This window comes from Dissulfurispira sp., assembly GCF_036745535.1.
Lineage (GTDB): Bacteria > Nitrospirota > Thermodesulfovibrionia > Thermodesulfovibrionales > Dissulfurispiraceae > Dissulfurispira.
The window spans coordinates 13,291-22,110 of the sequence record NZ_DAIOFX010000026.1 but is presented as its reverse complement, the minus strand read 5'-3'; the positions used below and the strand labels follow the sequence as shown (position 1 = coordinate 22,110).

The 8,820-nt window shown below is 43.0% G+C and carries 10 protein-coding genes, 1 pseudogene and 1 riboswitch; of the genes and pseudogenes, 7 read left to right on the top strand and 4 right to left on the bottom strand.

The annotated features are described in order from the left end of the window. Window positions 1-48: 48 nt before the first annotated feature. A riboswitch (TPP riboswitch) is annotated at window positions 49-154 on the top strand. Window positions 155-213: 59 nt separating this feature from the next. The 4 genes from thiS to thiC all read left to right on the top strand — a co-directional run bounded on the left by thiS (window position 214) and on the right by thiC (window position 3,291). Beyond that, window positions 214-456: a sulfur carrier protein ThiS gene (gene thiS, locus V7L97_RS06295; RefSeq protein ID WP_333654293.1), complete on the top strand. Its 243-nt coding sequence runs from the start codon at window positions 214-216 to the stop codon at window positions 454-456. 1 nt (window position 457) lies between these two features. After that, window positions 458-1,228, top strand: a complete 771-nt coding sequence (locus V7L97_RS06290) for a thiazole synthase (protein WP_333654292.1) — start codon at window positions 458-460, stop codon at window positions 1,226-1,228. A gap of 150 nt (window positions 1,229-1,378) precedes the next feature. After that, a complete protein-coding gene (gene thiE / locus V7L97_RS06285) occupies window positions 1,379-2,011 on the top strand; it encodes a thiamine phosphate synthase (protein ID WP_333654291.1) in 633 nt (210 codons plus the stop codon). After that, entirely contained in the window at window positions 2,008-3,291 is a 1,284-nt protein-coding gene (gene thiC / locus V7L97_RS06280) for a phosphomethylpyrimidine synthase ThiC (RefSeq protein WP_333654290.1), read from the top strand. The genes thiE and thiC overlap by 4 nt, the downstream gene beginning before the upstream one ends. Before the next feature lie 193 nt (window positions 3,292-3,484). Here the strand turns inward: thiC and V7L97_RS06275 are convergent, their stop codons facing one another. Both V7L97_RS06275 and V7L97_RS06270 read right to left on the bottom strand, forming a co-directional pair. Then, window positions 3,485-4,264 carry a lysophospholipid acyltransferase family protein gene (locus tag V7L97_RS06275; protein ID WP_333654289.1) on the bottom strand — a complete coding sequence of 260 codons (780 nt, stop codon included), beginning with the start codon at window positions 4,262-4,264 and terminating at the stop codon, window positions 3,485-3,487. A 215-nt stretch (window positions 4,265-4,479) separates the two neighbouring features. Continuing rightward, a complete protein-coding gene (locus V7L97_RS06270) occupies window positions 4,480-5,031 on the bottom strand; it encodes an HD domain-containing protein (protein ID WP_333654288.1) in 552 nt (183 codons plus the stop codon). Window positions 5,032-5,060: 29 nt separating this feature from the next. On the opposite strand from V7L97_RS06270, the gene V7L97_RS06265 reads away from it, so the two are divergent. From V7L97_RS06265 to V7L97_RS06255, 3 genes are read left to right on the top strand one after another with little or no spacing between them, the layout of a single operon-like run. After that, on the top strand, window positions 5,061-6,788 hold the full coding sequence (locus V7L97_RS06265) for an adenosylcobalamin-dependent ribonucleoside-diphosphate reductase (protein ID WP_333654287.1): 1,728 nt from the start codon (window positions 5,061-5,063) through the stop codon (window positions 6,786-6,788). Window positions 6,789-6,794: 6 nt separating this feature from the next. Next, window positions 6,795-7,541, top strand: a complete 747-nt coding sequence (locus tag V7L97_RS06260) for a YdcF family protein (protein WP_333654286.1) — start codon at window positions 6,795-6,797, stop codon at window positions 7,539-7,541. Window positions 7,542-7,551: 10 nt separating this feature from the next. Next, window positions 7,552-8,268: a pyridoxine 5'-phosphate synthase gene (locus V7L97_RS06255; protein WP_333654285.1), complete on the top strand. Its 717-nt coding sequence runs from the start codon at window positions 7,552-7,554 to the stop codon at window positions 8,266-8,268. Window positions 8,269-8,283: 15 nt separating this feature from the next. Here V7L97_RS06255 and V7L97_RS06250 read toward each other — a convergent pair whose 3' ends face one another. Both V7L97_RS06250 and V7L97_RS12960 read right to left on the bottom strand, forming a co-directional pair. Next, window positions 8,284-8,565 (bottom strand): HigA family addiction module antitoxin, encoded by a 282-nt coding sequence (locus tag V7L97_RS06250; protein ID WP_333654294.1) that lies wholly within the window; start codon window positions 8,563-8,565, stop codon window positions 8,284-8,286. A 32-nt stretch (window positions 8,566-8,597) separates the two neighbouring features. Next, window positions 8,598-8,820, bottom strand: a pseudogene (locus tag V7L97_RS12960) (type II toxin-antitoxin system RelE/ParE family toxin); the annotation flags it as partial.

Genomic DNA, 8,820 nt, shown 5'->3' with positions numbered 1-8,820 from the left:
CTAAGGCAAGGACTAATTGACAATTTAAAAATTGTTTATTTATAGTTAAATATCCCCTGGGGGAGGCTTAGCAGCCTGAGAGTTTCCGAAGATGGAAAGACCCCACGAACCTGATCCAGATAATTCTGGCGTAGGGAACGGGAATTTAGAGATAAAATACAAGTCCTCTATTCCTCACAGGGATGGGGGATTTTATTTTTCAGGAAAAATAAAATGAAGCTCAAGGTAAACGGCGAGGATAAAGAGACGCAGAGCGAGACTATCCTTCAATTACTGAAGGAGTTGGACATTGTTCCTGAAAGGGTTGCGGTTGAGGTGAATCTCAGGATTATTAAAAGAGCGGATTTTGAGAATTGTAAACTGTATGACGGCGATACTGTTGAGATAGTTTATTTTGTTGGAGGAGGAGACTTAGAATTTCAGATTTCAAATTTGAAATTTCAGATTGGAGGATAAGATGGAAGATAGATTAATAATTAAAGGCATTGAGTTCAAATCAAGGCTCTGGATCGGGACAGGGAAGTACAAGGATTTTGAAGAAACCGCAAGGGTAGTGGAGGCATCGGGTGCGGATGTGGTGACCGTGGCAGTGAGAAGGGTCAATATAACTGACAGGAAATCAGAAAATCTTCTGGATTATATAGACCCGAAAAAATACAAGATACTTCCCAATACTGCCGGATGTTATACGGTTGAAGATGCATTGAGATATTCCCGACTTGCAAGGGAAGCCGGCGTGTCTGACATGATAAAGCTTGAGGTTATAGGTGATGAAAAGACATTGTTTCCTGATGTAATAGGACTTCTAAAGGCGACAGAGATACTGGCAAAGGAGGGTTTTATAGTCTTTCCTTATACAAATGACGATCCAATAATGGCCAGACGGCTTGAGGATGCAGGTGCTGCTGCTGTTATGCCTCTCGGTGCGCCTATAGGCTCAGGGCTTGGAATAAGGAATCCGTACAACATAAAGATAATTCTTGAAGCAGCAAAGGTGCCTGTAATAGTGGATGCAGGTGTTGGGACTGCCTCGGATGCGGCTATTGCGATGGAACTCGGCTGCGATGCTGTCTTGATAAATACTGCAGTTGCAGGCGCTAAAGACCCAATAGCTATGGCAGAGGCTATGAAGCACGCTGTTATTGCAGGGAGGCTTGCGCATAAGGCAGGGCGAATACCGAAGAAGCTTTATGCAACTGCAAGCAGTCCAATAGAGGGGATGCTGTAAGGCTATGTTTGCAAAAACAGGATATAGTATTTTCCGCTCATTCTCGGAAGGCTTCCGGCCTTCCTCCGAGGTTTTCGCTTGCTCGGACTTCCATGTCCTCGCTGTCAGCGAAAAAAGCCGCTTCAAATACTACATCCTGTTTTTTTAGTTATGCTGATAGGCTTTAAACTTTATTTGATTACCGACAGGAAACTGTTTGCCGATAGTGGAGAAATGTTTACCGCTGTTGAAGAAGCGCTTAAGGCTGGTGTGAAGGCTGTTCAACTAAGGGAAAAGGATTTGCCTACAAGGGAGTTGCTCGATATGGCTTATGGGATGAGGGAGCTTACGGCAAGATATAATGCAAGGCTTTTTATCAATGACAGGGCTGATATTGCCCTGTGCGTGGGTGCTGATGGTGTGCACCTCGGACAGTCGAGTATGACTGCTTATGCTGTGAGAAAAGTTGTAGGTGACAAATTCATGATTGGTGTTTCGACACATAAGCTTGAGGAGGCTTTAACAGCAGAAAAGGAAGGTGCTGATTTTATAACATTCGGGCCAATTTATCCGACGCCTTCAAAACTCAAATATGGCAAGCCTGTTGGGGTCGAATCATTGAAAAAGATTGCAGAAAGAGTTGTCATTCCTGTTTTTGGAATCGGAGGAATAAAGCCTGATAATGCTAAAGAGGTTGTAAATGCCGGTGCTTATGGTGTTGCATTGATAAGCGGCATTTTAGGCGAGGTTGATATTACATCAGCTGCAAAAGGGTATTTAAAAACATTAGGAGAAAGATTATGACGAGGATAGAATTAGCAAAAAAAGGCATCATCACTGATGAGATGAAAACAGTTGCTTCAGCAGAAGGCATATCTCCTGAGAAACTTGCATCCGATATTGCCGAGGGCATAACTGTTATAACAAGAAATAATCTGCACAATATTGCTCCGCTCGGCATCGGCAGAGGGCTTAGAACGAAGATAAATGCAAACATAGGCACATCAAAGGACAGGGTATCTTACGATGAAGAGATAAAGAAGCTGGAAGTCCTTGTTAAATACGGCGCAGATGCAGTAATGGATTTATCGACAGGCGGCGACATCAAAGGCTTAAGGAATACACTTATAAAAAAATCACCTGTTGCTGTCGGGACAGTGCCTATGTATGAGACAGTGGTAAGGACAACAGAGAAGCATGGACATATAGCAAAGATGACGCCAGATGATCTTTTCAGTGTGATTGAAGATCATGCAAAGGATGGTGTTGATTTTGTAACAGTCCACTGCGGCATTACACAAAAGGCAATAGAGAGATTAAGGCAGGACAGGAGAATCCTCGATGTTGTAAGCCGTGGCGGTGCATTCCTCCTTGAATGGATGATATACAACAATAAAGAGAATCCACTTTATGAGCAGTATGACAGGCTTCTTGAAATGGCAAAGAAGTATGATCTGACATTGAGCCTTGGAGACGGGTTTAGGCCTGGCTGTCTTGCAGATGCAACTGACAGGAGCCAGATAGAGGAACTGGTTACTCTCGGAGAATTAAGGGATATGGCACTTTCTGAGGGTGTGCAGACAATTATAGAAGGGCCCGGACATGTGCCGTTGAATCAGGTTGAGCTGAATATAAAAATTCAGAAGGAGATATGCAAAGGAGCTCCATTTTATGTGCTTGGCCCGTTGGTTACGGACTGCGGTATGGGCTATGATCACATTACAGCAGCAATAGGCGGAGCCATCGCCGGAGCTGCAGGCGCCGATTTTCTCTGTTATGTCACTCCTGCAGAGCATATCAGACTTCCGAATATCGAGGATGTAAAAGAAGGTGTTATTGCGTCAAAGATTGCAGCACATGCTGCTGATATTGCAAAGGGAATTCCGGGCGCAATCGAGAAAGATAAAAAGATGGCGCAGTACAGGAAAAACCTTGACTGGGAAGGGCAGATATCACTTAGCTTCAATCCAGATAGGGTGAGGGAATGGAGGGGGCAGGTTCCTCCAACGCTGAACGAAGTATGCAGCATGTGCGGAGAGTTTTGCGCAATAAAGACGGTGGAGAGGGCATTGCACAAAAAATAAATAAGTGAGAGATATAAAAAGGACATATGGCAGGCAGGTGAATGACTTTATACGACACCTTATAAAGAAGACCTAAGAGGCATTATCAGTAAAAGATTTAAATTAAATAGATAAAGGCAGGACAGATAAATAATAAGACGTTGTCGATTATAAAGCATGAATCTGCCTGTTATATGTCCTAACCCTTTACAGTTTATTTATCCCATTCTTCCAACTTGCTGATGATGAACTCTATGACTTTATTGTGATCTTCTGTTCCCCTGCCTTTAATCCATAAAGGCTCTCCGAAGGCAAAATAAACTTTTTTGGAAGGATCAATTTTGCCGAAATCCTTGAGATATTTGCCATTGCCCCATGCATCTGTTTTCAGTGCAATCGGCACAACAGGGACATTTGCCCTATGCGCGAGTTTTATTCCGATTGTATTAAATGCCTTTGGGTCAAAGACAGTTGTCCTTGTGGTCTGTGGGAAAATAATGATAGACCTTCCGGCTTTTAGTCTCTCAACGCCACCCTCCAAAACTGCCTTTAAATCATCCCTCGGATTTGTCCTGCTGACAGTTATGGGGTCCCATGAACGCATCACGTATTTAAACACAGGATATTCGACAAGGCTTTTCTTTACCACAAATGTCACATCTTTTAAAGGTTGAATTATTGCAGGAAGAACGAATGTTTCGAGCGTACTCATGTGGTTTCCGATAAATACGCAAGGGCCTTCGAGGTTTTTGAAATAATCAACACCTGTTATTTTGATTTTGATCCCGACATGCTCTAATGCATGTAATACATCAAGGCTGCTTTCAGACCATTCAACATTACCATACATGGAACGCTTTGCATTAGAACTCGCCTTAAAGACGATGGGTAGAAGTTTGCAATAAAAACTGAATGAAGGCGCTATTCTTGCAAGCAGTGAGACCTTATCAATGCTTGTTTCATACAAGCCATTTCTGAATATAAGATATTCCATTCCGTTCTCCTGTTTATCCGAGATCCAGCGATAAGGATAAGTCTCTTTCGTTCAGGAGCTATGTTTTGACAGTTCTAATGCTCCTTTCGCTACAGCCGCAAAACTCACCCTTCGGGTTCAAACACTTGCGGCTGTTTAACGCTCCAGTCGCAAAGAACTGTTGCCAAAACATCGCTATTCACTTCAGAGCCCCATCCTTATTGCTGTATTTGGGTTTATATCGGCTCTTTGAAAAACTCAAGCCATTCATCAAACTGTTTTAACTTGTCATCTCCGAACTTCGCAATTATCTCCCTGATTTCCGGCACAGACTTTTCCCTTTCGAGACTATGTTCTTTTTTTGAATAAAACTTGTCGGCAAAGCAAATTATTCTTTCTTCGAGAGTGATGGGCTGCATGTCCCTTTTGGGAAGAGGAAATTTATTCGTTTCAATGTCGTCAATTGTGAGTCCTACGCCTACATGCGTTTCGCATACAACGGCATGTCCTGGAAGTCCCTCCTTTTCGAGTATCTCCCTTCCTAAATAGCCATGGGAGATATATGGATGGAATCCGTAGCAGCCGATCTTTGGAGAATGGGTCATGAAGATGCCTATGTCATGGAGCATGGAAGCTTCTTCGATAAACTTAAAGTCAGGACTCAATTCCTTTACTCTCTCTGCAATCTGCAACGCCTTTTTTGCCACGAGCTTGCTGTGATGGATCAGAAAGTAATATGCCTTTGAGTCAGGCTCATAGTATTTTTCTATTATCTTGAGAACATCCATCCTGTATTATAGTATAGTATAATTTCAATATGGAACTCACAGAGAATGCATTGAAGGTACTGCATGCCCGTTATCTGATTAAGGATGAAAAGGGCAAGGTTATAGAAACACCCGAGAATATGTTCAGACGCGTTGCCCGAAATATAGCCGGAGCAGAAAGGCTTTACAATGAGGATGCATCGTACTGGGAAGATAGATTCTATGAATTGATGGCATCGTTGAAGTTCCTCCCCAACTCTCCTGCATTGATGAATGCAGGAAAGTCTATCGGCCAGCTTGCCGCATGTTTTGTCCTTCCTGTTGAAGACTCCATGAAGAGCATATTCGATACGTTGAAAAATGCCGCGTTGATACTTCAGAGCGGAGGAGGAACAGGCTTTTCCTTTTCAAGGCTCAGGCCCAAGGCCGATATCGTGAGGTCGACAGGCGGTATTGCAAGCGGCCCTGTATCCTTTGTGAAGATTTATAACACTGCTACAGAGGTCATAAAGCAGGGAGGTGCACGCCGCGGGGCGAACATGGGTATTCTCAGGATAGACCATCCGGACATACTGGAATTTATAAGAATAAAAAGAAGGGAAGGGGAGCTGACTAATTTCAACATCTCTGTTGCTGTCACCGATGCATTCATGGAGGCATTTAAGAATGGTAATGAGTACAATCTTTTGAATCCACGGTCAGGGGAGGTAGTGGGAAGTCTCAGGGCAAGGACTGTTTTTGATGAGCTTGTAAAAAGCGCATGGGAAACAGGGGATCCTGGATTAATATTCATAGACAGGATAAACAGGGCGAATCCGACACCGCACATTGGTACGATCGAGAGCACGAACCCGTGCGGCGAACAGCCCCTTCTGCCTTATGAGGCATGCGTTTTAGGCTCCATGAACTTATCAAAATATGTTTTAAAAGAGGGTCAAAGGTCAAAGGTCAAGGGTCAAGAACTTATAGACTGGGATATGCTGGCAAAAGACATTAATACTGCCGTGCGATTCCTCGATGATTCTATCGATATTAATATATACCCCCTTCCAGAAATCGAAAGGATGCATAAAGGCAACCGAAAGATAGGGCTTGGGGTAATGGGATGGGCCGATGTGCTAATTCTGCTGAAAATACCTTATAACCATAAAAAGGCGTTTGAACTTGCAAGAAAGGTAATGAAATTCGTCAGAGATAAATCACGGGAGGCATCGATTGAGCTGGCAGAAAAACGCGGTGTCTTCCCTAATTTCAAAGGGTCTATTTATGACGCACCCGGTATGCCGAAGGTGAGAAATGCAACCACAACCACCATTGCGCCCACAGGAACACTTTCTACCATTGCAGACTGTTCAAGCGGCATCGAACCTTTATTTGCCATTGCATATAAAAGGCTTGTGCTCGATACAGAGTTATATGAGATAAACAAATATTTTATAGAAGTTGCCCAAAAGAGAGGATTTTTTTCTGATGAACTGATGACCGGGGTTTTGAGAAAGGGAAATCTCAGGGGGATAAAAGAGATACCCTTAGATGTAAAGAGACTTTTCAAAACAGCACTCGAGATTCCCCTGGAAGACCATATCGAGATGCAGGCAGCATTTCAGGAATATACGGACAACGCAGTCTCAAAGACTATTAACCTGCCTAATAAGGCAAAAAAGGAAGATGTGGAAAGGGCATTCATTCTGGCCTATGACAAAGGTGTTAAAGGCATTACTATTTTCAGATACGGTGCAAAAAGGGGAACGCTTGTCAAATTTGCGGACGCAGACTGAGGTACTATGTTTGCATTAAAGAAAATTTTGACTGCATTTCTTTTGCCTCCAGGCATATTTATTGTCCTTTTATTATTTTCAGGATTATGGTTTTTATTTAAAAAAAACTGGAAGGCAGGTATTATAAATTGTTTTCTTGGTATTTCCATGTGGGCATTTTCCATATCACCTGTCGAAGATGCAATGCTCAGAGGGCTTGAATCTGACTTTAGAATCCCTGAAAATCCCCATGGTGATGTGATAATACTCCTTGGAGGCGGTGTATATGATAATGCACCTGACCTGTCAGGCATAGGTGCTCCTTTAGAAGATATGCTCGGAAGGATTATCACTGCTGTAAGGCTCCAGAAAAGACTTAATGTTCCGGTTATTGTTTCAGGAGGTGCTGTCTTTAAGGGCAGAAAGGCAGAAGCACCCATTGTAAGAAGATTCCTCATTGATCTCGGGGTGCCTGACAAAAAAGTTATCATCGAAGATAAAAGCAGGGATACTATTGAGAATGCGAAATATACAGCAGCAATTTGCAGAAAGCTTGGCTATAATAAGCCAATACTGGTTACATCCGCATCTCATATGAGACGGTCAGTTATGAGCTTTGAAAAAGTCGGCATGAAAATTATGCCATTCCCCGCCAATTTTAAGACATGGAAGAACAAAAAATATGGATGGGAAGATTGTTTGCCAGGCTCCGGCAAAACAAGGGGTGCAATGAAAGAGTATATAGGACTGTTATTTTACAAATTTGCATATTAGGAGGATTTCTATGTTGCTTGGTGTTAATGTTGACCATGTTGCTACTGTGAGAGAGGCGAGAAAGACCTTTGAGCCTGATCCTGTGATGGCTGCAACGCTTGCAATATTAGGCGGTGCTGATGGAATAACTATCCATCTCAGGGAAGACAGGAGGCATGCTCAGGACAGGGATTTAAGGCTCTTGAGAGAAGTCGTGCATTGTGAATTGAATCTTGAAATGGCTGCGACAAAAGAGATGATTCGCATTGCCCTCAATGTAAAGCCTGACATGGTGACACTCGTGCCTGAAAAAAGGCAGGAGCTTACAACAGAGGGCGGTCTCGATATGGTGGGACAGAAAAAGATTCTAAAAGAAACAATCAGAAAGCTTCAGGACGGCGGCATTCCTGTTAGTCTTTTTATCAATCCTAATATTATGGATGTGGATATATCAAAGGAAATCAGAGCTGATATGGTGGAGATTCACACAGGACTTTATGCAAATGCAAAAGGCAAGAAACAGGAAAAGGAACTGCACAGGGTTATAGAGGCGGTAAAGGTGGCTAACAAACTCGGCTTGCTTGCAAATGCAGGTCATGGACTGAATTACTTCAATGTGAAGAGCATCGCTGCCATTGAAGGAATAAGAGGCCTTTACATCGGCCACAGCATTATCGCTCGCTCTGTCCTTGTGGGTATTGAGAGGGCAGTCAGGGAGATGAAGGAGTTGATAGGGGACATAAGGTAGGCTGATGCCTATTATTCATACAGCATTTGCGTATTCTCTTACTTCCTGCTCCAAACGCTTTCCGAGTTCCTCGGCAGTGACGTCCAGATCATACTGAGATTGAAGCCCAAGCCAGAATTCAGCGGACGTCCCAAAAAATTTTGCAAGCCTTAATGCCGTATCTGCTGTGATTCCCCGCTTTCCCAGCACAATCTCGTTAATTCTCCTGGGTGGTACGCCAATATTAAGTGCAAGTCTGTTTTGGCTTATACCCATTGGTTTAAGAAATTCTTCCAAAAGAACTTCGCCTGGATGTATTGGATTTAGCTTTTTTTCATAACTCTCCTCTCTTAATGATAATCTGTTATTTCTACTTCATATGCATCCCCTGCTTGCCATATAAAGCAGATACGCCATTAATCATTGATCCTAATACTATATTGCCCTTCTCTGTTGCCTTTCAGTTTTTCCGGCCTGTTAGCCGGCGGTATCCTTAAGTCATTGATGCTTTTAGCGTTATTTATCATTCGCAGTTTTCTCAATGAAGCTTGCTGAATATCGATTGGTAATTTG